The organism is Muricauda brasiliensis (assembly GCF_003057865.1).
GTDB lineage: Bacteria > Bacteroidota > Bacteroidia > Flavobacteriales > Flavobacteriaceae > Flagellimonas > Flagellimonas chongwuensis.
In genome coordinates this window covers 63985-87700 of sequence record NZ_QBTW01000004.1, presented here as the reverse complement: position 1 = coordinate 87700, position 23716 = coordinate 63985, and the positions used below count along the sequence as shown (strand labels likewise).

Genomic DNA, 23716 nt, shown 5'->3' with positions numbered 1-23716 from the left:
TTGGGTATATTTGAATTTTACAAACGTATGGACGTAGCTTTCACCCTTAACGATTTCTACGGAAAACTTGGCCTGCCCATTCCAGAGAACATAGGAAAGGATATTGGACATTTTAATGTTTTTAATATTGCCGAATACCGTAATCGTCTAAGCAAGGGTGAGATGCGATATGATAGGAGAGCCTATTTCAAAATCAGCTTGATCAATGGAAAGAACCGGGTCGAATATGCAGATAAGGTCATACATATAGATAACAAGGCTCTATTGTTCGCTTCGCCCAAGATTCCATATAATTATTTGCCTCAAGAAGATGACCAGTCCGGTTTTTTTTGTGTGTTTACTGAAAGCTTTTTATCCAAGGATAAAAGCGGTGTCATATTGGAAACCTTACCGATTTTTCACCCTGGGGGGTATCCTGTTCTAAGCCTTTCGAATGATGAATACCCTGAGGTTGAACAACTGTTTGTTAAAATGGAAAAGGAAATTTCTTCAAATTATCCCTTTAAGTTTGATTTAATTCGGGCTTACGTAATCGAACTGTTGCATATGGGGCAAAAATTGCATCCAGTTCAACCGAACGAAGGCGGAAAAAATGCCGCTGTTAGAATCACGGATATGTTCGTGGAACTGTTGGAGCGTCAATTCCCGATAAATACACCAGCTCAGCGGTTAATGTTAAAAACAGCAAATGATTTCGCTGAACAACTTGCGGTGCATCCCAACCACCTCAACAAAGTTCTCAAAGAAACTACGGGAAACACAACTACCGAGATCATTCATTCAAGAATAGTTGAAGAGGCGAAGCTACTTCTTAATGGTACGGACTGGAATATATCTGAAATTTCATACAGCCTTGGGTTTGAAGAGGTGGCTCATTTTTCCAATTTCTTTAAAAAGCGTGCGGATCAATCCCCATTGAAGTTCAGGTCCGCCGTCAAAATTTGATTTTTGCAAAAAACAGATTGATGCATGCAACCCTGTAGATAACTTGCGGTGCTAATTTTGTTTCGAATTCAAAAATCAATTAACATGAGCAAAGCAAAAATAGCATTGGTTACCGGTGGAAGCCGTGGACTTGGAGAAAACATGGCCATTAACTTGGCCAAAAAAGGATTGAACGTCCTATTGACTTACCGCAGTAATAGGGAAGAAGCCGACAAAACCGTAAGCGAAGTAGAAAAGCTGGGTCAAAAAGCCTATGCATTACAATTGGATGTGGCAGAAAGCCAAAGTTTCGATGCTTTTGTGGATGAGGTCAAAAATGTGCTTAAATCTCATTTTGATTCAGCAAAATTGGATTATTTGGTCAATAATGCAGGTATTGGGATTAATACACCAATTACTGAAACCACGGAGCAGGACTTCGACACGTTGGTGAACATTCATTTTAAGGGAGCATTTTTTCTTACTCAGAAACTACTGCCTTTAATTTCTAATGGTGGGGGTGTTGTAAATATTTCTAGTGGTTTGGCACGCTTTTCCTTCCCGGGCTATTCTGTTTATGGCTCCATGAAAGCTGCCATTGAAACATTGACGCGATATCAAGCCAAAGAATTGGGCGCCCGTCAAATTAGGTCCAATGTGGTGGCACCAGGCGCCATTGAAACCGATTTTGGTGGCGGCACCAACAAAAATGATGAGGATAAAAGAACTGCAATTGCCAACTTTACAGCTTTGGGCCGAGTTGGTATCCCAAGTGACATAGGAGGGGTAGTGGCATTTCTTTGTACGGATGATGCCAAATGGGTAAATGCGCAACGAATTGAAGTTTCCGGAGGAATGATGGTATAACACCTATAACAAAAAACGAGTGAAAACGGGTTGGGCGATCAACCCGTTTTTTTATTGTTGCATTTCTAAAAATTCAGGGGCTTTTTTTGCTTTTCACTAAGGAGTGCCGTTTCTTTGCAGTTCAGTTCATTTATAAATTGAAAGTGTTATCAAGAAAGGTGGAGGGATTGGACCCTTTGAAGCCTTAGCAACCCTCGACTTCGAGAAGGTGCTACATTCTACCCTTGCCTTGGAAAAAACCCAAGGCCATTTAGAAAGCTTAATCTGTAAGGGGAAGGATAACGTAAAGTATTCAACACAGTACCTACGCATTTTTCTTGATTTAACTATACCTTTATTTTGAAGGGAAATTATACTATGGAAAAAATTGAAGATATATTGAAGAAACGGATTTTAGTGTTGGATGGAGCCATGGGTACCATGTTGCAGCGCTATAAATTCAATGAGGAAGATTTTAGGGGCGAACGCTTCAAGGATTGGCCAAGCGATTTACAAGGAAACAATGATTTGCTGTCTTTGACTCAACCAGAGGCCGTAAAAGAGGTACACCGGAAGTTTCTGGAAGCAGGCGCAGACATTTTAGAAACCAATACCTTTTCCGGAACAACCATTGCTATGGCTGATTACGGTATGGAAGAACTCGTTTATGAACTGAATTACGAATCGGCCAAACTGGCAAAGCAAGTAGCTGGAGAGTTCACTCATAAAAATCCGAACAAGCCACGTTTTGTAGCTGGGAGTATTGGCCCTACCAATAAAACGGCAAGCATGTCCCCAGATGTGAACGACCCGGGATTCCGTGCCATATCTTTTAATGAATTGCGTATTGCATACAAGCAGCAAATAGAGGCACTTTTAGATGGAGGTGTCGATATTTTGTTAGTAGAGACCATTTTTGATACGTTAAATGCCAAAGCAGCACTTTTCGCTATTGAAGAGGTAAAGGATGAGCGTAATATTGAGGTGCCCGTGATGGTTAGCGGAACCATTACTGATGCTTCGGGAAGAACTTTGTCTGGACAAACAGCCGAAGCGTTTTTGATATCCATCTCCCATATCCCGATTTTATCGGTCGGCTTTAATTGTGCCTTGGGAGCCAAACAATTGGTGCCACATTTGGAAGTTGTTTCAGCAAAGTCTGAGTTTGCCATTTCCGCGCACCCCAATGCCGGATTGCCCAATGCCTTTGGTGAATATGACGAAACACCAGCGCAAATGGCTGCCCAGATCAAGGAATATGTAGAGAAAGGATTGGTGAACATTGTAGGCGGATGCTGTGGGACCACTCCGGAACATATCAAGGCCATTGCAGATTTAGTAAAAGAATATAGCCCCAGAAAAACTGAACAAACATATGGATCATCTATTTAACAAATCAATTTTGATGTTGGCCCTTATGGCTTTCGTGTCTTGTGGAGGTAAAGGAAAAGCCGAAAAAAATGAAACCGTAATCGTTGAGGCCAAAAATAAAATGATGGGCAGTTGGCTTTTGGTTTATGGGGAAACAAGGACAGCGGATACTGTAGAAGTGAAAGACCTGTCCGATACTGAGTTTATAAAGATATTGAACGAGGACCATTTTGCCTTTTTCAATCAAAATAAAGATACCGCCGAAGGGTTTTACGGAGGAGGTGGAACATACTCCCTAAAAGGAAATGTGTACACCGAGCGGTTGGATTATATTGGAGCGAAAGAATTACGGGGCCATGAATTTACCTTTGAAATAGAAATCAAAGGGGACACACTTATCCAATTTGGGGTAGAGGATGTGCCCGATGCAGGTATAAATAGGCATATAGTAGAAAAGTATATACGAATCAAGGATTAACCAATAGTAGTGGGAACAAGAGTACTAAAACTTTCAGGCCTAGAACCTTTGGTAATAACCCCTGAAAGCAATTTCATAAATGTGGGGGAGCGAACCAATGTGGCAGGCTCCAAACGGTTTTTAAGGCTCATCAAAGAAGAAAAATTTGATGAGGCACTTGATGTGGCACGCGACCAAGTGGAAGGTGGAGCTCAAATCATCGATGTGAACATGGACGACGGTTTGATTGATGGCAAGGAGGCTATGGTCAAATTTTTGAACCTGATTGTTTCAGAGCCCGATATTGCTCGAGTGCCTATCATGATAGATAGTTCCAAATGGGAAATTATCGAAGCCGGATTGCAGGTGGTGCAAGGCAAATGTGTGGTAAACTCCATCAGCCTAAAGGAAGGGGAAGAAGAATTTATCCGTCATGCCAAATTGATTAAGCGCTATGGAGCTGCAGTAATTGTCATGGCCTTTGACGAAGTGGGTCAGGCCGATAACTTGGAACGCCGAATCGAGATAGCCAAGCGGTCTTACGATGTGCTGGTCAATAAAGTGAATTTTCCTCCAGAAGATATCATTTTCGACCTGAATATTTTTCCAGTTGCCACGGGAATGGAGGAACATAGGCGCAATGCGGTCGATTTTATAGAAGCCACTCGATGGGTAAAAGAAAATCTTCCCTACTGTAGCGTTAGTGGAGGTGTGAGCAATGTTTCCTTTTCGTTTAGGGGGAACAACCCGGTCCGCGAGGCCATTAACTCCGCATTTTTGTTTCATGCCATTAAAGCAGGCATGAACATAGGTATTGTAAATCCGACCATGTTGGAAGTGTACGACGATATTCCCAAGGACCTCTTGGAATATGTGGAAGATGTGCTGTTGGACCGACGGGATGATGCTACTGAACGGTTGTTGGACTTTGCGGAAACGGTTGTTGGTACCAAAAAGGAATCCAAAGTAGACCTTTCATGGAGGGAAGAGCCCCTTCAGGATAGGATTACACGTGCCTTGGTCAAAGGAATAGATCAATATATTATCGAAGATGTAGAGGAAGCCCGTCAACAAGCCGAGAAACCTTTACATGTTATCGAAGGCAACTTGATGACCGGGATGAATGTGGTCGGAGACCTTTTCGGAAGCGGAAAAATGTTCTTGCCACAAGTGGTAAAATCGGCCAGGGTCATGAAAAAGGCTGTAGCTTACCTAACTCCCTACATTGAAGCTTCCAAGGACAAGGATGCAAAAGCGGCAGGAAAAATATTGATGGCCACGGTAAAAGGCGACGTGCACGATATTGGAAAAAACATTGTGAGTGTGGTACTAGCCTGTAACAATTATGCCATTGTGGATATGGGGGTGATGGTACCACCAGAAAAAATCATCAACAAGGCCAAGGAAGAGCAAGTAGATATTATTGGCCTGAGCGGACTGATTACCCCATCGTTGGACGAAATGGTCTTTCTGGCGAAGGAAATGGAGCGTCAAAACTTTGAAGTGCCGCTTTTGATTGGTGGTGCCACAACCAGTAAAGCACATACCGCTGTAAAAATCGACCCGCAGTACAGTCAATCCGTGGTACACGTGAACGATGCATCCAGAGCGGTAACGGTTGTGGGCAATTTGCTTCAAGATGAGTCTTCCGTTCAGTATAAAAAATCCATCAAACTGGATTATGAGAGTTTTAGGGAGAAGTTTTTAAAGCGAGGAAAGCAGAAGGAATATTTGACCTTGGAACAGGCTCGTAAAAACAAATTTCAAATCGATTGGAATCCATCGGACATCAAAAAACCCAACCAGTTGGGTATTGAGGTCTGGGATGATTTTGACCTGACCAAATTGGAGGATTACATTGATTGGTCACCCTTTTTTCGAAGCTGGGACCTACATGGTAAATACCCAAATATTTTGACGGATGATGTGGTAGGTGAACAGGCTAAAGAACTTTTCAAGGATGCCAAAACACTTTTGAAAAAAGTTTTGGATGAAAAATTGTTGAAGGGCAAAGCCATCTTTGGACTGTTGCCGGCAAACCAAATTAATGAGGATGATATTGAGGTGGACAAGGATGGGGAAACCTTTATTTTTAGGACTCTTCGCCAGCAATTGAAAAAGCGAGAAGGTGTGCCCAATATCGCATTGGCGGATTTTATAGCCCCAAAGGAATCCGGGATTCAGGATTATATGGGCTTCTTTTGTGTAAGCACGGGATTTGGTACACAGGAATTGGCAGCTGAGTTCGAGAAGAACCACGATGATTACAATTCTATCATGATCAAGGCTTTGGCGGACCGATTTGCGGAAGCTTTCGCTGAATATTTACATAAGGAAGTACGAACCAAATATTGGGGCTATGCCGTTGACGAGCACTTGGACAACGATGAATTAATCAAAGAAAAATATCAAGGCATCCGCCCAGCGCCCGGCTACCCGGCTTGTCCCGACCATTTGGAAAAGATTACCATTTGGGAGATGTTGGAGGTAGAGGAGAAAATTGGCGTAAAACTGACCGATAGTTTGGCCATGTGGCCCGCTGCAAGTGTAAGCGGCTACTATTTTGCGCACCCAGAGGCAAAATATTTTGGACTGGGTAAAATAGAACAAGACCAAGTTCAGGATTTTGCAGAACGAAAAAATATGAAACTAGAGGAAGCCCAAAAGTGGCTGGCTCCGAATATTGTTGATTAAGACCGATGAAAATTACCGACCACATAAAAAAAGCAAACGGAGAAACGCTTTTCAGTTTTGAGATTGTGCCGCCCGTAAAAGGAAAGAGCATTCAAGAACTGTACAACAACATTGACCCTTTGATGGAGTTTAAGCCTCCATTTATTGATGTGACTACCTCGCGAGAGGAGTACATTTATAAAGAAAAGGATGGATTATTGGATAAAAAACTGACTCGTACCCGCCCGGGGACCTTGGGTATATGTGCATCATTGAAGCATAAATACGATGTGGATACAGTACCACACGTACTTTGTGGTGGATTTACCAAAGAGGAGACCGAATACCTTTTGGTGGATTGCCAATATTTAGAGATTGAAAATGTGATGGCACTCCGCGGGGATGCACGTAAAGAGGAAAAATATTTTGCCCCCACCAAAGGTGGACATCAATATGCTACCGAATTGGTAAAACAGATTAAGGATATTAATGATGGGAATTATCTACATGACACCATCGAGTCGAGCGATTTGAGCAGTTTTTGTATCGGTGTGGCGGGGTATCCCGAAAAGCATATGGAAGCACCATCCTTGCAAACCGATTTGAAACGTTTAAAGCAAAAAGTGGATTTGGGTGCGGACTATGTGGTGACCCAGATGTTTTTTGACAATCAAAAATTCTTTGCATTTGTAAAAGCGGCCCGCGAGATGGGAATAAACGTGCCGATAATACCGGGAATCAAACCCATCGCAGTAAAAAGGCACCTTCAATTACTTCCCCATGTTTTTAGTATAGACCTTCCTGAAGATTTGATCAATGCTGTCGAGGCTTGTAAAGACAATAAGGAAGTGCGACAAGTAGGAGTGGAGTGGGCCATCCAGCAGTCCAAGGAATTAAGGGAGGCAGGGGTGCCCGTACTACATTATTATTCCATGGGTAAATCGGATAATGTGAAGGCAATTGCCAAGGAACTTTTTTAATTTCCTACTTTAGTGCCCCATGAGGTACCTGCTTAGCCTATTATTATTGTCGATTTCATTTTGCGGACTTGCGCAAACCGATGAGGCCCCCAAGAAATATGTGTTCGATGCAACCCAGTTTTATGGTTCCATTCTGTTGCACAATCCGGATATTTCCCACTTGATTACCAATCATCCAGCCGGTATTATTTTGGGAGTGAGCCGTAAAACGTATGGCCATAAAGAATGGGAGGCGGATTTCGGATACCCGGATACAGGCTACACTTTTGTCTACCAAAACACTAATAATCCCACCTTGGGGGAGCATTTTGGTCTGTATGGTCATTATAACTTCTATTTTTTAAAGCGAAATGTGCAATTACGGGTGGCCCAAGGATTGGCCTACAGTAATAACCCTTATGATAAGGAAGAAAATTTTAGGAACAATGCCTATGGTAGTCATATTTTAAGCAGTACTTTGTTGATGCTCAATTATCATAAAGAGAATTTGGTGGCAGGATTGGGGCTGCACGCGGGCCTTTCGTTCATTCATTATTCCAATGCCAATTTTAAGGCGCCCAATACATCCACCAACACTTTCGCCTTTAATCTGGGTTTAAACTACACATTGGATAACGAAACTGAATATGAATATCTAAGACCGGAATCAACAGGAAAAATTAACGAACCGTTACGGTATAATTTGGTCTTTCGCGGGGGTGCCAATGAAAGCGATGTCATCAATATGGGGCGATATGGCTTTGCCATTGTTTCTGCATATGCCGATAAAAGATTGGGCAAGCGCAGTGCCATTCAGTTGGGGACGGATATATTCTTTTCCAATTTTTTAAAAGAACTGATTCGATACCAATCCATAGCTTTTCCGGAGCTGGATGTTGCTCCTGATACCGACTACAAACGAGTGGGAGTATTTCTGGGGCACGAACTTTTCGTCAACAAAATGAGTGTGGTCGCCCAATTGGGGTATTATGTCTATTACCCTTTTGATTTTGAAGGAAGAATGTACAACCGAATAGGAATGAAACGCTATTTTGGGGATAAAGTCTTTGGAGCACTCACGTTAAAGTCTCACGGAGCTAAAGCAGAGGCGGTCGAATTTGGAATAGGGATACGATTATAGTATTGAGATTTGAGATGTTAGTATTGAGAAAATTTTATAAGAAAGTAGTTGTCACCTCGGGCGCAGTCCAGAGGTTCCTTTTGTCATCTATATTCCTAGTATTGGTTTCCTGCAATGGCGACAATGTTCCAGATTGTTTTCAAAATGCAGGTGACATGGTACGTCGACCAATTGATGTGCCGGAGTTTAGCACCATAACCGTGTTCGAAAATCTAAATGTGGTTATAAAACAAGGGGAAGAACAACAGGTAGAGGTAGAAACAGGAGAGTACCTCTTTAACGATGTTTCCGCTGTAGTAGAGGATAACCGCCTAGTGCTTCGAAATGAAAACAGTTGCAATTATGTTAGGGATTATGGATTAACAACCATTTACATTACTTCGCCTAACATTACTGAAATCCGAAGCGGCACGGGATTGTTGATTTCCAGTGATGGAATATTGGAATACCCAACTTTAAGTTTGATTGCGGAGAGCTTCATAAATCCAGAGACCGAAACAACGGACGGTTCTTTTGATTTAAACCTTAATTCAACCACGGTCAGAATTGTGGTAAATGGAATAGCTTATTTTAAGCTACGGGGCAACTCTGAAAATTTTAATGTAAATGTTGCAGCTGGTGATTCTAGAATAGAGGCGGAAGGATTGATGTCGGAAAATGTAACGGTAAACCACCGTGGCTCCAATGATGTTTTTGTGAATCCGCAACAATCTTTGAACGGAGTAATACGGGGAACTGGAGATGTCATCAGCGTAAACACACCTCCTGAGATTGATGTGGAGGAACTATTCAATGGTAGATTGATTTTTCAGGATTAATCTTATAGAGTTGCACTATTCTTGTCTAGCTTCACTATTTCTCTTTAATTTTGAGGCTTAAATCAAGTTTTTGGGAAATTTTCTCACACATATTAAGAACCTATTTTCACCATTTCCAAAGGTCAGGTCATTCGATGGATTGATGGGATTGGAGAAAGCGGATGCACTTTTCCATAATCTAGTTGCGGAAAAAAAGGTTCCTGGGTTAGCGGTTGCCATTTTGGATAAAGGGAACGTGGTGCTTCAAAAAGGGTATGGTTTCTCCAATTTTGAAAATAGAGAAACGGTGGATGCCCAACGTACGGTTTTTCGCATCGCGAGTATTTCCAAATGCATTACTGGCTTGGCTTTGGGTAAAATGATGGAAGACGGCATCTTGGATTTGGATGAATCCATCTACACTTATCTGCCATATTTCCCAAAAAAGAAATATGATTTCACCTTACGGCAACTGGCGGGCCACACCGCGGGTATTCGTGGGTATCGAGGCAAGGAATATGCTTTGAATCAAGATTACTCCATAAAAGAGGGTATTGATGTGTTTAAAAACGATCCGTTATTCTACGAACCAGGAACGAGCTATCTCTACAACAGTTTTGATTTTGTATTGCTGTCCCTGGCTATGCAAGAAGCTAGTTGTGTTCCCTTTCATGACTATGTTAAGGAACACATTTTGAACGCTTTGGGAATGCAAAGCACCTTTTCTCCAGATGAACTTGAGAATATCGCTAGCTCAGATACCTTTAAAGCACAATTCTACACGAAGAGGTCACTGTGTTTTACGGATGCTGTTCAGGTAAACAACGCCTACAAATTGGCAGGTGGGGGCTACTTGTCCACTTGCGAGGATGTAGCGAAACTGGGACAGGCCATTTTGATGCAAAAACTTCTTAAAAAGGAAACTTACAGCCAATTACTGACTTCTCAAATCATAGAAGATAAACCCACGTATTATGGCTTAGGGTTTCAGGTCAGCCAAGATTCTGTAGGTAGGAAATTTGTGGGTCACATCGGAAGCAATGTTGGGGCATACACGAATCTTTTTGTTTATCCAGAGCAAGATAAAGTGTTTGCTGTCCTTATAAATTGTACGGATCCAAAGGTGCAACCGATTTTAGATGAGGCGATTGATGCTGTTTTACGCTTGTGAACCTCATGATTTTTGCGGAAATTTATTCCAAACACCAACATTTTGAAAAAGGCTCTGTTTCTCGTTATTTTTCTTTTTTTAATAGTTGACCAAAATTCATTGGCAAACGAAATTTTCTCTTTAGACTCGATTCGGTCAGAAAAGGATAGTGTATCAAAAGGATTGACCTCTTTGGAATGGAAAAAATTCAAAAAGTTTGAAGCGATTCTGCAAGCTTCAGATTTAACCAGGAGTGAAAAGGAATACCAGTTGACAGGCTACGCTCGAGATTCGCTCAGAATTTTGGAGGTAAAGCTCGTGGCCATCAAAGTTTTGGATGAAAAGAATCTTTTGAATCGGGATATAGCCGAAAATCCATCCTATTATTCAGGGCTTTTGAAAAAGTTGAAGGCTAGCGAAATTGCCCCATCTGAATATCTTTTTTTGGAGGAAAAGCTGACTTACATCAACCAAGAAGCCGTAATGAAAAAATTAAAGTGGAGCACATGGCTGAATGCAGGTCTATTAGTACTGATTGTAATTTTGGCCTACCTATTCCTAAGACAAAAAAATGGGCAAAGTAACCCAATTTTACCCGAATTGAGCAAGCAGGAAACCTTAGTCCGTAATTTGATTATTCAGGGCAAGAGCAATAAGGAAATTGCTACAGAACTTTTTATCAGCCTCAGTACGGTAAAGAGCCATATTACCAATATCTACAGTAAATTAAATGTGGCCAACAGGCAGGAATTATTGAAAAACAGCACGGGTGCTAGTACCTAAATCGTACCGCAAAAACTTTTTTCAGGGTTATTTTCATGCTTCATTTGTTTCAAAATTATACGACTTTGAAGCGGCTAACCAAGATATTTTTTGTCACTACTATTCATTTAACATTGCTAGGATGTTTTGAAAGGGAACTACAATCTGAAGCCAATATTAATGAGGGTTGGGTTAAAGAAACTAAAATTTCCAAACTGATTAAAAACGTAAACTTTGAATTTCCTGAAAACGGATATGCGTTCAATATTAAAAATGATTTAATAGCACAGACTTTCGATGCCATAGAGCACAATAAGAGAATTCTCAAAAAGGATATTTTTAATGATACTATTTATGTTCGTTTTATGTCTTCGAGAGATGAAATGTTTAAATACACAGGGACAAGGTCTTCGGGAACCGCCTATCCGTATTGGAGCACTGTCAATATAGTATCTAAAGAGGGTGAAGTAAGCTCTCCAATAAAACATGAATTGATGCATTTGATGTTATTGTTGGATTTGGGATATCCTAAAAATAGTAGCTCATGGATTAATGAGGGAATCGCAACGTATGCGGCCAACAATTGTAATGGATATAGTGTTTCGGATGTTTATAGATATCTTCTTGCCGAGCATAGATTAATCCCAATTGAGGATTTAACTTCAAGCTTTTATGACCAATCGGAAATGATTGCGTACCATCAATCAGGTTATATCGTTCAATATTTATTGGAGAATTATAGTTTGGAGCAATTCAAACAACTTTGGACGGGAGGATTTCAAAAGTTTGAAGAAATATATGGGATTTCTTATCCGAAAATCGAGAAGGATTTACAAAAGGCAATGGTGCTTAAATATCCTAAGGCACCCAATATCGTTTGGGAGGAATTTAGTAAGGGTTGTTATTAATTGCCGATGTTATGAAGTACATATCCATATTAATATTCCAATTTCTGCTGATACCAACATTGTTTGCTCAACAAAACAGCTTTTTAGCTGAATATTTGGAGAGATTGGAAAATTCAAGACGGTATTTAATCCTCGTTGCAGAAAATATGCCTGAAGAAAAGTATGATTTTAGAGCAACATCTGAATCAATGAGCTTTGAAGAAAACTTGATGCATATTGGTTGGGCAATGGATTGGCATTGTCAGTCCCTATTGGGCAATCGCGAACCAAGGGATTGGAATACCGACACCGAATTAAAAGTTGATAAAAAATCCAAAAATGAAATGATTGCCACAATTGATAAAACATTTGATACAACCATAGAGTTTATCCTAAATTTTGGGGAAGAAAGGCTTGACGAAAGATTGGATTATTTTGGTCTGGACAGAACAAAAGGACAAGTTTTGTTGTTACTGGCGGATCATATAACCCATCACAGAGGTCAAATGCTTGTTTATTTGAGGTTGAATGGTATAAAACCTCCAAGATATGTCTTGTACCAATAATTCGGAACCCAGTAGTTACATTTTTGTCAATGCTAACTGTTCCTCAATCTCCAAAGCATACTTTTTGCACAAATCAAAAGTCTCGGTAACATCTTCCATTGTGGTTCTAGGGTTGATTAGGCACATGCGAAGCACAATCTGTCCATTCAAAATGGTGGTAACAAGCAAAGCCTTGCGCGAATCCACCACTTTTCCAGAAATGTATTGGTTGATTTTGTCCAATTCCTTTTCCGAATAATTTTTATTGATGGGATTGTACCTAAAGTTGATAACAGCCAAGGTAGCAGGGAACACAACCTCCCAACTTTTGCTGCCTCGAAGCTTATTTTCCACTTCTTCGGCCAAATCAATATTGTAAGTAATCGCATCACGAAACTCCTTTAAGCCAAAGGTTTTTAGGGACATGTAAAACTTCAAGGCACGGAACCTACGCGTTAATTGGATACCGTGGTCATAAAAATTAATTTCGGAAGTGTTGCCCTCAATATCTCTCAAATATTCAGGTTTTTCGGTAAAAGTATGACTTAGGTTTTTGTGGTTTCGTACTAAAAGACAGCCCATTTCGTAGGGTTGGAAGAACCATTTGTGTGGATCTACCGTCAACGAATCTGCTTTTTCAATGCCTTTCATCGCCTGTTTGCCCTTTTGGGACAAAATGGCCGCACCACCGTAGGCACCATCAATATGGAACCAAATATCTTCTTTCTTACATATTTTTCCTAATTCCACCAATGGGTCAACAGTACCGGTATTGGTTGTTCCCGCCGTAGCAATCAAACAGAAAGGATAAAGACCTTCCAATCGGTCTTTAGCGATACAGTTCTTCAATTTATTTACGGAAAACTTGAGCTCGCTATCTGTTGGAATAATTCTGATTTGTTCTTTTTTAAAGCCGAGGACACGAATCGCCTTTATATTTGAAGAATGTGCTTGGTCCGACAGATAAATAACGGCTTTGGAAAAATCATCGCCACATTTTATTCTTCTAGCAGTGACCACGGCGGTTAAATTGGCCATGGAACCACCACTGGTAAAAATGCCCCCACCTTTCTTCTTGGGGAAGCCGAAAATTTTTAACAACCACTGAATGGTGACTATTTCTAGTTCGGCAGCGGCCGGGCTAGCTGCCCATCCACCAGAAAAGATGTTGTAACCCGTTGCCAAGGCGTCTGCCATTACACTCACATAATTACTAGGGCCCGGAACAAATGAAAATGACCTTGGGTGCGCCATATTGGCACTATTGGTCATTACCTTGTCTAGAACAAAATCGAGTACTTTAGAAGGATCCATTCCTTGTTCGGGAGCTTCTTCCAAGAACAAAGAGTCCATTTCCTCCCGTGAGCCTAGCGCTACGGGGAGTTTTTCATGTTGAGTGGCGTGATGGTCCACAATGGCATCAATAATTTGATAACCATAGCTTTTCATTTCTTCCTTGGAAAGTTCCAATCTGGCGGTATTCTTCTTCATAGGTCCGTTTTCTTCTGAACCGCAAAAATACCATATTTGGAACGGTTTTCCATCCCATTTAGCAAGGTTGTTGAGAGGAAATTAGGCGGTCAGCTCAGTGAAAAGACTTTCCAAATTTTTGTTTTTTCTACTGAGTTGAAGTGTTTTTAGTTTATTGTCGTGAGCAAAATCGAACACGGCTGGCCGCATGTCTTTTGAAGTGTTGAAGGTGATTTCATAAACGAATCCACCTATATTTTTAACGTTGGAAACATTGGGCATTTGTTGTAGAAGTTGTTCTTCCACACGATAATCAAATTCCACTTCGATGATTTGTTCCTCAGCTTCACGGAGTTCCTCCAGTTTTTTGTCGGCCACCAATTCTCCTTTGTTGATGATGATTACTCGGTCACAAACTGCCTCGACTTCCTTCATGATATGTGTGGAAAGCAAAATGGTTTTCTCTTTTCCGATTTCGCGTATCAGTTTTCTGATTTCAATCAATTGATTGGGGTCGAGCCCAGTGGTGGGCTCATCCAGAATCAAAACTTCCGGGTCGTGCAACAATGCTGCCGCAAGTCCAACCCGCTGACGGTATCCTTTGGATAACTGTCCAATTTTTTTGTGGGCTTCGGGAGACAATCCGGTTTGTTCTATAACCTCATTTATTTTGGCTTTGTCAACTTTATAAACATCGGCGTTGAAGGCCAAGTATTCCTTAACGTACATCTCCAAGTACAGCGGATTGTGCTCTGGTAGATAACCGATACTTTTCTGAACATCTTTTTCGGCCTGTAAAACATCGAACCCATTTACAGTAGCCTCACCATTGTCCGCTTTGTAGTAAGTCGTCAAAATCCGCATCATGGTGGACTTTCCCGCGCCATTGGGTCCCAAAAAACCCACTACCTCACCCTTGTTGATGGTAAATGAAACATTGTTCAATGCTTTTTGTGCGCCAAAGGTCTTTGTAATGTTCTGTACGGTGATGGACATTAAAGTTGAATTTAAGGTATCCCAAAAATACACTTTTACTTGTTTTAATCATTGGTTTTCAAAAGCAAGGATTTTGCAAATGGAATTTATATGTAAATGCTCTTATGGTAAGAATTCTCAAAAAAGAGTCCATTCTGTAAAATAATGTGCAGTGAAAATCTCTTTTTTGAAAATAATCAAAAAAAATTTAGGAATCTCTGTCTGTTTCCGATTGAATACCTAAATTAGCCGACAATTAACAACGAGATGACAAACACGTATTTCTGGAACCGTTTTTATTTTTACTTCTTTTTTGAGAGAGGTACGGGACTATTATAGATACGTTTAAAGTATAACCAATTTATAAAGTCCCGATACATCGGGACTTTTTTTTTGCAATGGAATTAAAAGTTGCCATACAAGGAATAAAAGGGTCGAACCACCATCAGGTGGCCACGGATTTTTTCGGAGAAAACATTGAATTGCTCGAGTGCAACTCTTTTGATGCCGTAATCGATAGTTTGATCATAGGTGCTGCGGACAAAGGTATTATGGCCATTGAGAATTCCATAGCCGGTTCCATTATTCCAAACTACAATCTAGTATACCACAACAATATCCATGTGATTGGGGAGCACTACTTGAACATTCACCATAACCTTATGGTTATGAAAGGGAAAACTTTTGATGATATCCAAGAGGTACATTCACATCCCATGGCCTTGTTGCAGTGTAAGGAGTTTTTCAAAGCGCATCCACAAATCAAATTGGTGGAAAGTGTGGACACGGCAGAGACAGCGAAACGAATCAAAGAGGAAGAACTGGGACACATTGCCGCAATTGCTCCAAAAATGGCAGCTGAACTATACGATTTGGAGATTATTGCAGATAATATTCAAACCATCGTCAATAATTCAACTAGGTTCATAATTCTAAAAAAGCAGAATAAAGTGTTGCCTGAGGAAGAAATCAATAAGGCATCCTTGCGATTTATAACCGATCATAAAAGAGGTAGTTTGGCAACGGTGTTGAATGTGATGAGCGATTGCAATATGAACCTGACCAAGATTCAATCCCTACCTGTAATCGAGACCCCTTGGAAGTATGCTTTTTTCGTCGACGTGACTTTTGATAAATACAAGCACTTTGCCAAAACTAAATCTTTAATGCAGATCATGGCAGAGGATTTCACGGTTTTGGGAGAATATAAAAATGCATTGTTGTAATGATAACAGCAGATAGATTAAATACCGTACAGGAGTATTACTTCTCCAAAAAACTGAGAGAAGTGAGGGAATTGATGGCCCAAGGAAAACCAATTATCAATATGGGGATTGGCAGCCCAGATTTGGCTCCATCACCACAGGTATTGGAAACCCTTAGGGATTCCATTATCGAGGCAGGGGCCCATCAGTATCAAAGCTATCAAGGGTTGCCGCAGTTGCGGGAGGCGATTTCGGATTTCTATCAGCGGAAATTTGAGGTAAGCGTAGACGCATCCACGGAGATTTTGCCATTAATGGGTTCCAAAGAAGGAATCATGCACATCAGCATGGCATTTTTGAATGAAGGCGATGAGGTTCTCCTGCCCAACCCCGGATACCCAACATATGCATCGGTGACCAACTTGGTGGGCGGAAAACCCGTTACCTACGATTTGAAAGCTGAAAATAATTGGTTTCCGGATCTACAGGAATTATCCCAAAAGGATTTGTCCAAGGTCAAACTAATGTGGGTAAGCTACCCGCATATGCCTACCGGAGCGCCTGCGTCTTTGGAACAGCTCAAGATATTGGTGGATTTTGCCAAGCAAAATGAGATTCTTTTGGTGAACGATAACCCATATAGTTTTGTACTGTCGGATAACCCAACTAGTATTTTGTCCATTGAAGGAGCAAAAGATTGCACTTTGGAACTGAACAGTTTAAGCAAGACTTTCAACATGGCAGGTTGGCGTGTTGGGATGGTACTGGGGAGTGCAGAGCACATCAATGCAGTGTTGAAAGTAAAGAGTAATATGGATTCTGGAATGTTCTACGGAATACAGAAAGGTGCAGTTGCCGCATTGAAGAGTGGCCCTGAATGGTTCGAAGAGTTGGACAAGGTGTATACCAAGCGACGTGAATTGATGTTCCAATTGGCCGATAAATTAGGTTGTACGTATGATAAAAATGCCGTAGGCATGTTTGTATGGTGCAAGTTGCCGGAAGCAGCCAAGGCTTCGGAAGAATTCATAGATGAAGTGTTGCACGATAAAGATATTTTTATTGCTCCGGGAACTATTTTTGGTAGTAATGGCGAAGGCTATATTCGTTTTTCACTTTGCGTGAGCGAAGAAAAAATCAAAGAAGCCATAGAAAGATTTTAATTATGAAAGTAGTCATCATAGGAGTTGGGTTGATTGGCGGTTCTTTTGCCAAGGATGTAAAAAGGGTGCATCCTGAAACGGAAATTATTGGAGTGGACAAAAGTGATGCTCATTTGGAAGAGGCACTTCAACTTCAGATTATAGATAAAAAGGGCGACTACCAAGATTTGGAGACTGCAGATTTGGTCTACGTAAGCATCCCTGTGAACGTCTTAGTGGCCGAACTATCTAAAATTTTGGATGCTGCCGGAGATGAAACCGTGGTGATGGATGCAGGCTCCACCAAACGATTGATTTGTGAGCAAGTTGCCGACCATCCTAAACGAAGAAATTTTATGGCCTGTCACCCCATTGCAGGAACCGAGTTTTCTGGTCCGACCGCAGCTTTGGAAGGATTGTACAGTGGAAAAACCATGATTATTTGCGAAGTCGAAAAAACAGCATTTAAACTTCAGGAACCAGCACTGGCCATTTTTCAGGAGATCGGTATGCGAATCCGCTATATGAACCCAGAGGCACATGACAAACACATTGCCTACGTATCTCATTTATCACACATTAGCTCTTTTATGTTGGGAAAGACGGTAATTGAGAAAGAAAAAAATGAGCGTGATATTTTTGACATGGCGGGAAGTGGTTTTGAGAGTACAGTTCGACTTGCAAAAAGTTCCCCGGATATGTGGACACCGATTTTTGAGCAGAACAAGGACAATGTTGTGGAAACGCTGGAAGAATACATCGAGAACCTTACAAGGTTCAAACAACTGATCGTGGACAACGATTTTGAAAATGTCCACCAAGAAATGAGTAATACCAATAAAATAAAACAAATACTAAAAGGAATACCACTTACAAAAAAATAGAGAGTATTATGGAAAACAAAAAGGAAATGAGGAAATGGTTGGATGACATGAATTTAGATCATCCCTTGGTAATTGCAGGTCCATGTAGTGCCGAAACCGAAGATCAAGTGCTGAAGATCGCACATGAACTTAAAGATACCGATGTGAATTACTATCGTGCCGGAATCTGGAAACCAAGAACTCGTCCTGGAAACTTTGAGGGAGTTGGAGCCATTGGATTGAAGTGGTTGCAAAAAGTTAAGGAAGAAACCGGTTTAAAAACCGCTACGGAGGTGGCCAATAGGGCACACGTAGATTTGGCGTTGGAGTATGATGTAGATTTATTGTGGATAGGAGCGCGTTCCACCGTAAGTCCGTTCATTATTCAAGAAATTGCTGATGCTTTGGAAGGTACAGATAAGATCGTGTTGGTGAAAAACCCGGTAAACCCAGACCTTTCCTTGTGGTTGGGTGCTGTTGAGCGTTTGTATTCTGCCAATATTGAGAAATTGGGAGTGATCCACAGAGGATTCTCTACCTATGAAAAAACCAAGTACAGAAACATTCCAGAATGGCAATTGGCTATTGAGTTGCAAACCAAGTTTCCTGATTTGCCAATCATAAACGATCCTAGCCACATTACCGGTAAGCGTGATATGATCTTTGATGTATCCCAAACCGCATTGGATCTGAACTTTGATGGTTTGATGATCGAAACACACTACGATCCGGACAATGCTTGGAGTGATGCTGCACAGCAAGTAACCCCCAAAACACTGGTTCAGATTATGAAAGATCTTCGAATTAGAAAGGAAACTGATGAGGAAGCCGAATACAACAGCAAGTTGACCAACCTTAGGGCACAAATTGATGTGTTGGACAATCAATTGATTGATTTGCTAGGAAAACGAATGAAGGTTTCTGATGGTATCGGTGAATTGAAAAAACAAAAGAACGTTGCCGTATTGCAAAGCAATCGGTGGAACGCCATTTTAGGAAACATGATTCTTGAAGGGGAGCAAAGAGGTTTGAGCGAAGAGTTTATCTTAAAAATGTTCAAAGCGATTCACCAAGAATCCATCAACCACCAAGAAAAGATAATCAACGCATAACAAGATTTTTTAAGCTGGTATTTCTAAAGCCGCCCTTGGTTAAAATTAATTTGACACCAAGGGCGGTTTTTTTTGTTTTAAACTGTAACAATCAAGAAAAAGGGTCATCTCTCAAAAGTAAAAACACTCTATCATGAAAAAAATATACACACTGAGCCTTCTATTGTTGCCATTAGTCATGTTTTCCCAACGGATTATTGATACCGAGGTCGGGGAATTCAACAAAATCAAAGTTTTTGATTTGATTGAGGTCAATTTGATCCAATCCGACGAGAATAAGATAATGATCAAAGGTTGGAATGTTGACGATATCCAATGGGTGAACAAAAACGGGGTCTTGAAACTGAGGATGCAATTGGACAAAAAGTTTCAGGGAGAGGATACTATGATCGAAGTCTATTATACCAATCTCGATGTAATAGACGGAAACGAAGGCGCACAAATTACTTGTAACGAGATGGTGCAAAAAAGTAAGATTGAGTTGAGGGCCCAAGAGGGCGCTATGATCCGCATAGGTATGGATGTTGATTACGCAGAAGTGCGTGCCGTTACAGGAGGAATTGTAAAAGCGTCCGGATTGGCCAAAAACCAGAGTGTTGTATTGAACACGGGCGGAATTTTTGAAGGTCGTGAGCTTAGGACCACTACTACCGATGTTAAAATTTCAGCCGGTGGCGAAGCCGATGTATTTGCTTCGGAAATGGTAGATATCAATGTAAAGGCCGGGGGTGACGTTTATGTGTATGGAAATCCAGAAACGGTCCATAAAAAAACTTTTGTAGGCGGAAGAGTCTATATTAAGGATTAATGAAACTTGTTGCCAACAAAAAGCCCTCCAAATTTGGAGGGCTTTTTTCTTTTTGGCAATCAATCGCCCATATTTATTTTTTGAAGATGTATCGGGTAATAAAAATACCCTGTCCGTCACCTTTTCCACCTTCGCTTTCCACACCACTCACCACAAAGGCCAGTTCCCATCCGTTGGAAACCATGTCGTTGATCATGGAAGTGATCATGGCGTCGTTGGCCGCAATGTTCTGGAAACGAATACCGCCAATGTTGTAAAAGTTCAAAAGTTTGGTTTCCTCAAAATTCTTCACTCGAATCTCGCTCCTGTCAGATTTGTTCCGTGTGTTATCGTCCTCGGTCTGGACACTCGTAAATTCTTTGTAATCTTTCTCTTCCAGTGCATTAATGATTCTTGATCTTCCCAATCCATTGGGTACAATGGACTCCACACTGGTAATTACATGGTACTGTTGCGCACTCATGGTAAACGTAGCTGCAAAAAGTACTACTGCAGCCAAAACGATTTTTTTCATAATAGATTAAGTTAATGATTGTTAAAACTGTTAACAAAGATATACGACGAATAAGCAGTAATATTGTTTCTTTGTAATCAAAATATAAACAAATAGTGAACGGAACTGTTTATAAATCAACTGGAAGCTGGTATACCGTAAAATCTTCGGATGGAGAGTTTTACGAATGCCGTATCAAAGGAAAGTTCCGGACACAGGGCATAAAAAGTACCAATCCTGTTGCCGTGGGAGACATGGTCGAATTCCATCTGGAAAATATTGGAGATGAGACCATCGGTGTAATTTCTGAAATCGGGGAGCGTAAGAATTATATCGTCCGTAGATCGGTAAAACTATCCAAACAGACCCACATTATAGCATCGAACCTTGATCAAGTGTTTCTATTGGTCACTTTGAACAATCCGCCAACGTTCACCAGCTTTATCGACCGATTTTTGGTTACGTCCGAGGCTTATGATATCCCCGTTGTACTCCTTTTTAATAAAATGGATTCTTATTTGGAGGAAGAAAAATTTGAGGTACAATGGTTGATGGATTTATATACAAAAATCGGGTACAAATGCATAGCTATTGAGGCCAAGCAGGGCAAGAACGTGGATAAGGTCAAAGAATTGATGTTGGGTGCCACGAGCATGTTCGCAGGACATTCCGGGGTGGGCAAGTCTACCTTGGTGAATGCGCTGGAAACCGGCCTTGAACTAAAGACCGCCGAAATTTCCGAACAGCATATGCAGGGACAGCATACTACTACATTTGCTGAGATGTACGACCTATCGTTCGATGCACGGATTATTGATACACCCGGGATAAAGGGATTCGGTATTGTGGATATGGACAAGTATGAAATCGGTGATTATTTCCCGGAATTCTTTGAATTGAAATCCGAATGTAAATTCAATAATTGCCTGCACTTGGATGAGCCAAAATGTGCCGTAAAGGAAGCCTTGGAGAATGATGAGGTTGCAGCCAGCCGTTATAGGAGCTACGTGCAAATGGTAACAGGCGATGAAGATAATCCATACAGGGAAAGATAAATGAGGACAGTATTGCAAAGAGTTTCAAAAGCCAGCGTAACCGTTGATGGAGAATTGATTTCGTCCATAGGTCATGGGCTTTTAATATTGTTGGGTATTGAAGATGCCGACACCAAGGAGGATATTGATTGGTTGACCAATAAAATTCTCAACCTCCGTATTTTCAATGATGAAAATGAGGTAATGAACCGCTCGGTGGTGGATGTTCAAGGCGATATTATAGTGGTAAGTCAATTTACCCTTCATGCGCAGACCAAAAAAGGAAATCGTCCCTCATACATCAAAGCGGCAAAACCGGATATAGCGATTCCCATGTATGAAGATTTTGTGCAGGTTTTGGAGCAAAAACTATGCAAAAAGGTGGGCACTGGAGTTTTCGGTGCGGACATGAAAGTAGAATTGCTCAACGATGGTCCGGTTACCATTACAATGGATACAAAAAACAAAGAATAATGAACATAGCAGACGCACAAAAAGCCGTAGACGAATGGATAAACAATCATGGCGTTCGATACTTTAACGAACTGACCAACATGGCACAGCTTACGGAAGAGGTGGGGGAAGTGGCTCGAATCATTGCGAGACGATATGGTGAGCAGAGCGAAAAGGAATCCGATAAGGCCAAGGATTTGGGAGAGGAGCTTGCCGATGTTGTTTTTGTGGTACTTTGCCTGGCCAATCAAACAGGTATCGATCTTCAAGAGGCGTTCGATAAAAAATTGGACTTAAAGACCAAACGCGACCACGACCGTCATCAAAATAACAAAAAGCTCAAATAAAGTTGCCTTCGTAAAAGGAGTTTAGGCCCGTTTTTTCTAGTTTTGACAATTCATTCAAACTATAAAGAATTGAGACTCCAACTTTCTTCTCCCGATAACAGAAAAATTCAAAAATCAATAGCGATTACGGGCTCAAAAAGTGAAACTAACCGGTCACTTTTGTTGCAGGCCTTGTTTCCAAACATCAAAATTGAGAATCTTTCCAATTCAGATGATGGAGAAGTTATGCAAAAGGGCTTGGTAAAATCCAAGGGTGAAGTGGATATACACCACGCCGGGACGGCGATGCGATTTTTAACAGGCTATTTTGCCACCCAAGAGGGAAAGCAAGTGGTGCTCACAGGGTCTCAACGCATGCAGGAACGCCCAATCAAAGTCTTGGTGGATGCTTTAAGATCACTTGGTGCGGATATTGAATATGTAAAAGAAGAGGGTTATCCCCCTTTAAAGATTACGGGAAAAAAACTGGAAAAAAGCTCGGTGTCCCTACCGGCCAATATCAGCAGCCAATATATTTCTTCGCTATTGTTGGTGGCGCCAAGTCTCCAGAATGGAATAGAATTGGAACTAGTCGGCAAGATTACTTCAGTGCCCTACATAAAAATGACCTTGGCACTTCTTGGACAAATAGGTGTGGAAACCTCGTTCGAAGGAAATAACATCAAGGTGTCACCAAGAACAAACGTTGGGGATACCACTGTGGTGGTCGAATCGGATTGGAGCTCGGCAAGTTATTTTTACAGCATTGCCGCAATGAGCGAAATCGGCACCGAGCTACAATTGTCTTCGTACAAAGAAAATTCTTTGCAAGGTGATAGTGTGTTGGCCAACATCTATAAAGATTTTGGAGTGCAGACCGAATTTTCCAATAATACCATTCTCCTCAAAAAAACTTCCGAAGTAAAATCGGCTCATTTGGAGTATGATCTTTCCAATGCCCCTGACATTGCCCAGACCATATCGGCAACTTGTTTAGGTTTAGGAATTGGATGTCATCTCACGGGCTTACACACACTGCCCATCAAAGAAACTGATCGTTTGGCGGCCTTACAAACTGAACTTGGAAAATTTGGTGCCACTGTTGCCATTGATTCAGAAAGCCTAACCCTTACTGCCCAATCACAGCTAAATAATGGAGTCGAAGTTGATACCTATAACGATCACAGAATGGCAATGGCGTTTGGACCGTTGGCGCTCAAAGCGGATTTTGTGGTGAATGATGCCGAAGTGGTCTCCAAGTCGTACCCCGATTTTTGGAACGATCTGGTTACACTAGGATTTGGTGTAAAGGAAATGTAATCC

Annotated in this window: 24 protein-coding genes and 1 riboswitch; of the genes, 21 read left to right on the top strand and 3 right to left on the bottom strand. The window is 41.2% G+C overall.

The window, feature by feature from the left end; all coding sequences use genetic code 11:
* Positions 1–27: 27 nt before the first annotated feature.
* The 12 genes from DCK90_RS03540 to DCK90_RS03485 all read left to right on the top strand — a co-directional run bounded on the left by DCK90_RS03540 (position 28) and on the right by DCK90_RS03485 (position 12533).
* Positions 28–945, top strand: coding sequence for a helix-turn-helix domain-containing protein (locus DCK90_RS03540; protein ID WP_108244886.1), 918 nt, complete (start codon positions 28–30; stop codon positions 943–945).
* A gap of 84 nt (positions 946–1029) precedes the next feature.
* Positions 1030–1791, top strand: a complete 762-nt coding sequence (locus DCK90_RS03535) for an SDR family NAD(P)-dependent oxidoreductase (protein ID WP_108244809.1) — start codon at positions 1030–1032, stop codon at positions 1789–1791.
* Positions 1792–1934: 143 nt separating this feature from the next.
* A riboswitch (SAM riboswitch) is annotated at positions 1935–2031 on the top strand.
* Between the two features lie 117 nt (positions 2032–2148).
* Entirely contained in the window at positions 2149–3162 is a 1014-nt protein-coding gene (locus DCK90_RS03530) for a homocysteine S-methyltransferase family protein (protein WP_108244808.1), read from the top strand.
* Positions 3146–3619 (top strand): hypothetical protein, encoded by a 474-nt coding sequence (locus tag DCK90_RS03525; protein WP_234414609.1) that lies wholly within the window; start codon positions 3146–3148, stop codon positions 3617–3619. The genes DCK90_RS03530 and DCK90_RS03525 overlap by 17 nt, the downstream gene beginning before the upstream one ends.
* A 9-nt stretch (positions 3620–3628) precedes the next feature.
* On the top strand, positions 3629–6292 hold the full coding sequence (metH, locus tag DCK90_RS03520) for a methionine synthase (protein WP_234414607.1): 2664 nt from the start codon (positions 3629–3631) through the stop codon (positions 6290–6292).
* Positions 6293–6297: 5 nt separating this feature from the next.
* Positions 6298–7251: a methylenetetrahydrofolate reductase [NAD(P)H] gene (metF, locus tag DCK90_RS03515; RefSeq protein WP_108244806.1), complete on the top strand. Its 954-nt coding sequence runs from the start codon at positions 6298–6300 to the stop codon at positions 7249–7251.
* 19 nt (positions 7252–7270) lie between these two features.
* Positions 7271–8371, top strand: a complete 1101-nt coding sequence (locus DCK90_RS03510; RefSeq protein ID WP_108244805.1) for an acyloxyacyl hydrolase — start codon at positions 7271–7273, stop codon at positions 8369–8371.
* Positions 8372–8394: 23 nt separating this feature from the next.
* Entirely contained in the window at positions 8395–9189 is a 795-nt protein-coding gene (locus DCK90_RS03505; RefSeq protein WP_234414603.1) for a head GIN domain-containing protein, read from the top strand.
* A 70-nt stretch (positions 9190–9259) separates the two neighbouring features.
* Positions 9260–10339 (top strand): serine hydrolase domain-containing protein, encoded by a 1080-nt coding sequence (locus DCK90_RS03500; RefSeq protein WP_108244803.1) that lies wholly within the window; start codon positions 9260–9262, stop codon positions 10337–10339.
* A gap of 99 nt (positions 10340–10438) precedes the next feature.
* The gene (locus tag DCK90_RS17085; RefSeq protein WP_234414601.1) at positions 10439–11101 is read left to right on the top strand and encodes a helix-turn-helix transcriptional regulator; all 663 of its coding nucleotides are present in this window, start codon (positions 10439–10441) and stop codon (positions 11099–11101) included.
* A 65-nt stretch (positions 11102–11166) separates the two neighbouring features.
* The gene (locus DCK90_RS03490; protein WP_159075751.1) at positions 11167–11988 is read left to right on the top strand and encodes a peptidase MA family metallohydrolase; all 822 of its coding nucleotides are present in this window, start codon (positions 11167–11169) and stop codon (positions 11986–11988) included.
* Positions 11989–11999: 11 nt separating this feature from the next.
* Positions 12000–12533, top strand: a complete 534-nt coding sequence (locus DCK90_RS03485; protein WP_108244883.1) for a DinB family protein — start codon at positions 12000–12002, stop codon at positions 12531–12533.
* A gap of 15 nt (positions 12534–12548) precedes the next feature.
* Here the strand turns inward: DCK90_RS03485 and DCK90_RS03480 are convergent, their stop codons facing one another.
* Complete coding sequence (locus DCK90_RS03480) at positions 12549–14003, bottom strand: pyridoxal phosphate-dependent decarboxylase family protein (protein WP_108244801.1); 1455 nt, start codon at positions 14001–14003, stop codon at positions 12549–12551.
* Positions 14004–14084: 81 nt separating this feature from the next.
* Positions 14085–14978 (bottom strand): gliding motility-associated ABC transporter ATP-binding subunit GldA, encoded by an 894-nt coding sequence (gldA, locus tag DCK90_RS03475; protein ID WP_108244800.1) that lies wholly within the window; start codon positions 14976–14978, stop codon positions 14085–14087.
* A gap of 377 nt (positions 14979–15355) precedes the next feature.
* Here gldA and DCK90_RS03470 point away from each other — a divergent pair, with 377 nt between their 5' ends.
* From DCK90_RS03470 to DCK90_RS03450, 5 genes are all read left to right on the top strand, one after another.
* On the top strand, positions 15356–16183 hold the full coding sequence (locus DCK90_RS03470) for a prephenate dehydratase (RefSeq protein ID WP_108244799.1): 828 nt from the start codon (positions 15356–15358) through the stop codon (positions 16181–16183).
* Positions 16183–17325 (top strand): pyridoxal phosphate-dependent aminotransferase, encoded by a 1143-nt coding sequence (locus DCK90_RS03465; protein WP_108244798.1) that lies wholly within the window; start codon positions 16183–16185, stop codon positions 17323–17325. Before DCK90_RS03470 ends, DCK90_RS03465 begins: the two co-directional genes overlap by 1 nt.
* A gap of 2 nt (positions 17326–17327) precedes the next feature.
* Positions 17328–18188, top strand: coding sequence for a prephenate dehydrogenase (locus DCK90_RS03460; RefSeq protein WP_108244797.1), 861 nt, complete (start codon positions 17328–17330; stop codon positions 18186–18188).
* Positions 18189–18196: 8 nt separating this feature from the next.
* Entirely contained in the window at positions 18197–19279 is a 1083-nt protein-coding gene (locus DCK90_RS03455) for a bifunctional 3-deoxy-7-phosphoheptulonate synthase/chorismate mutase type II (RefSeq protein ID WP_108244796.1), read from the top strand.
* 133 nt (positions 19280–19412) lie between these two features.
* Positions 19413–20087: a head GIN domain-containing protein gene (locus DCK90_RS03450; RefSeq protein WP_108244795.1), complete on the top strand. Its 675-nt coding sequence runs from the start codon at positions 19413–19415 to the stop codon at positions 20085–20087.
* Positions 20088–20160: 73 nt separating this feature from the next.
* Here DCK90_RS03450 and DCK90_RS03445 read toward each other — a convergent pair whose 3' ends face one another.
* Entirely contained in the window at positions 20161–20601 is a 441-nt protein-coding gene (locus DCK90_RS03445; protein WP_108244794.1) for a hypothetical protein, read from the bottom strand.
* 95 nt (positions 20602–20696) lie between these two features.
* On the opposite strand from DCK90_RS03445, the gene rsgA reads away from it, so the two are divergent.
* The 4 genes from rsgA to DCK90_RS03425 all read left to right on the top strand — a co-directional run bounded on the left by rsgA (position 20697) and on the right by DCK90_RS03425 (position 23713).
* Positions 20697–21635: a ribosome small subunit-dependent GTPase A gene (rsgA, locus tag DCK90_RS03440; RefSeq protein ID WP_108244793.1), complete on the top strand. Its 939-nt coding sequence runs from the start codon at positions 20697–20699 to the stop codon at positions 21633–21635.
* Complete coding sequence (dtd, locus tag DCK90_RS03435) at positions 21636–22088, top strand: D-aminoacyl-tRNA deacylase (RefSeq protein WP_108244792.1); 453 nt, start codon at positions 21636–21638, stop codon at positions 22086–22088.
* Complete coding sequence (locus tag DCK90_RS03430; protein WP_108244791.1) at positions 22088–22414, top strand: nucleotide pyrophosphohydrolase; 327 nt, start codon at positions 22088–22090, stop codon at positions 22412–22414. Before dtd ends, DCK90_RS03430 begins: the two co-directional genes overlap by 1 nt.
* A 69-nt stretch (positions 22415–22483) precedes the next feature.
* Positions 22484–23713, top strand: a complete 1230-nt coding sequence (locus DCK90_RS03425; protein ID WP_108244882.1) for a 3-phosphoshikimate 1-carboxyvinyltransferase — start codon at positions 22484–22486, stop codon at positions 23711–23713.
* The last annotated feature ends 3 nt before the right edge of the window (positions 23714–23716 follow it).